The sequence below is a fragment of the Devosia psychrophila genome, assembly GCF_000971275.1.
GTDB lineage: Bacteria > Pseudomonadota > Alphaproteobacteria > Rhizobiales > Devosiaceae > Devosia > Devosia psychrophila.
This window is the reverse complement of sequence record NZ_LAPV01000031.1, coordinates 1-2,948: the sequence shown is the minus strand read 5'-3', so window position 1 is coordinate 2,948 and position 2,948 is coordinate 1. Positions and strand designations below refer to the sequence as shown.

Below are 2,948 nucleotides of genomic sequence, written 5' to 3'. Positions count from 1 at the left end.
GTGGCGCTTCGGCGCCGCCACGGCCCCGGATCTCAACGATATTGAGTACGACGCCTATCTCGCCAACGACCGTACTCTGGACGACCCAGAGATCGTGCCGGTCGAGCGTGGCGGACGTGTGCGCCTCCGGATCATCAACGGCGCCACCGCGACGGCATTCACGATCGACGTCGGCGAGCTGGAAGGCGAGTTGATCGCCGTCGACGGCCAGGACATCGATCCGGTCAACGGCCGGCGCTTTCCGGTGAGCATGGGACAACGCATCGATGTGAGGCTGCGACTGCCGCCTGCGGCCAAGGCATTCCCGATCATGGCCCTACGCGAAGGCGGACCAGAGCGTACCGGCATCCTTCTACGCCCTACCGGGGCCGACATCGCCAAGATCGCGACATCGGCAGACGAAGCAGGGCCTGTCCTCGCCCTTGCCCTCGAAGCAGGAATCCGGGCCATCGCGCCCCTGGCATCCCGGCCGGCCGACAAGACATTCGAGATGGCGCTGACCGGCGACATGGCCGCCTATCGCTGGGGCCTTGAAACCAGTGCACCGATCCTCGTGGATTTGGGCGATCGCGTCGAAGTCACGCTGACCAATGCGAGCGTGATGGCGCACCCGATGCATCTGCACGGTCACCACTTCCAGGTCGTAGCGATCGATGGGCAACGATTCTCCGGCGCGGTTCGCGACACCGTGCTCGTGCCGCCGATGCGGTCGGTCACGATCGCCCTGGACGCCGACAACCCTGGCCAGTGGGCCTTTCACTGCCACCACCTCTACCACATGGCGACCGGCATGATGTCGACCTTTGGCTATCGAACCTAGGCTCAGGCAGCGATCAGAAACACCAAGAGAAGGCGACCAACTCATGCAACCGAAAAAGAAAGTGCGCGTCGCGGTGACTGGCTATGGCGTCATCGGCAAGCGCGTCGCTGAGGCGGTTGGTCTTCAGTCGGACTTGGTTCTGGCGGGTGTCGCGGATGTCGTTGCGGATTGGCGCCTGGCGGTCGCCGTCGAAAAGGGCTTTCGGGTCTTTGGGGCGACAGCGCCGGCCGCCGCGGCGATGCGGGCGGCCGGCATTGAGGTCAGCGGCGAAGTCCTGGATCTGCTCGGCGCCGCGGATATCGTCGTGGATTGCACGCCGAAGAATATCGCAGCAACCAATATCGAGGCGTACCGGAAACTGGGGCTCAAATTCATTGTGCAGGGCGGCGAAAAACACGCCGTGACCGGCCACTCCTTTGTGGCGGACTCGTCCTATGAAACCGCTATCGGGCGCCAAAGCACCCGCGTCGTTTCCTGCAACACCACCTCGATCGTGCGGACGCTGACCGCCCTGAAGCAGGCGGGCCTGCTGCATAATGCACGCGGAACCCTGCTGCGGCGGGCGACCGACCCTTGGGAAAGTCACGAGACCGGCATCATGAACACCCTGGTGCCCGAACCGAGCATACCAAGCCACCAGGGGCCGGACGCGCAAAGCGTCGATCCCGACCTCGATGTCGTAACGATGGCGGTGAAGGTTCCAGAAACACTTGGCCATCTGCACTTCTGGAACGTCCGGATGACCAGAACCGCTGGCAAGGAAGAGGTTCTGGATGCGTTCCGTGCCTCCTCGCGCATCGCACTCGTCCGTGGCGATAATGGCCTGAAGGCCCTCAACAGCATCAAGGAATGGATGCTCGACATTGGTCGGCCGCATGGCGACCTCTACGAAGTGGCGCTGTGGGCGGACATGCTGACGGTGCAGGGCGACGAGCTGTTTTACGCCTACATGGTCGACAACCAGGCGATCGTGATCCCAGAGACGATCGACGCGATCCGTGCCCTTGCCGGCGACGAGACAGATGCAGCGGCCTCGATATGGGCAACCAATGCTGCACTCGGAATCGGCAGCTTGAGCGGCTCTGGACCGCCCACGCCCAGAGTAGACCCATGAACGCAGAACAGGACCCCCTGTGTTTCGAGCGGTATCAGACACACCTCGGCCCGAGCCTGGCTCCAGGAGTTGGATTATGAAAAAAGCGACCTTCGACGTTGGCAATCTCACCAGTATCCTCGACTTCACCGCGGTCGAGAAGCGGCTGTCGGCTCTCCCTGGCGTAACCGCGGTGAACATGAACGCCGCCTCGACGACGGCGAGCGTCGCCTTCGACGACACCAAGACCAGCGCCGAGGCCATCGCCCGGGAGATCGAAGCCTGCGGCTTCCATTGCCGGGGCGAGATCGTGCCGCGCCACCTTTGCAGCCCTGACAGCATAACGATGCCACCGGCTCGTCGAGATGCGCCCGCCGCGCCCGCACGCGATGAGCATGCCGGGCACGCGGCCATGACCCAGCCGGCCGCGGATCGCAAGGGGACGGCTGCGCCGACAACGTCCCGCGATGCCATGGCGCATGAGATGGGCCACGGCTCTGGCGGGGATATGCAGAGCATGGTCAAGGATATGCGAAACCGCTTCCTGATCAGTCTTGTCTTCTCGATCCCGATCTTCCTCCTGGAGCCGATGGGCTTGGGCGGGCCGCTCCTGCGCCCGCCGTTCGGGTTGAGCATGAACCTCACTATGTTCCTGCTCGCCAGCGCGGCAATCCTCTATCCGGTCTGGCCATTCGTGGTGGCGGCGTGGCGTGCACTTCGGAACGGCGTGCTCAACATGGCAGTCCTGGTCGTTCTGAGCGTTGGCACCGGGTATTTTTTAAGCGTCGGCGCGACATTCTTTTTTGAGGGCCAACAGTTCTTCGAGGCGGCGAGCGTGCTCCTCGTGTTCATCCTGCTTGGCCATTGGCTGGAGATGCGGGCCCGTGCCGGGGCGTCGGCCGCAATCAGAGCGCTGCTCGACCTCGCTCCACCCAAAGCCACCGTGCTCCGGGACGGCAAGGAAATCGAAGTAGCGACCGCCGATGTTGTGCTGGGCGACATCGTGGTACTCCGGCCGGGCAACAAGCTTCCCGT

3 protein-coding genes are annotated in these 2,948 nt (G+C 63.6%); all 3 read left to right on the top strand.

Annotated features, from left to right (window positions below):
- Positions 1-820 (top strand): multicopper oxidase family protein (locus WH91_RS02985; protein WP_046169541.1); only part of this gene is annotated, 820 nt, incomplete at its 5' end.
- Positions 821-881: 61 nt separating this feature from the next.
- Entirely contained in the window at positions 882-1,934 is a 1,053-nt protein-coding gene (locus WH91_RS02980) for a type II glyceraldehyde-3-phosphate dehydrogenase (protein ID WP_248305806.1), read from the top strand.
- A 76-nt stretch (positions 1,935-2,010) separates the two neighbouring features.
- Positions 2,011-2,948: cation transporter (locus WH91_RS02975; RefSeq protein ID WP_046169539.1), on the top strand; the 938-nt coding region annotated here is incomplete at its 3' end.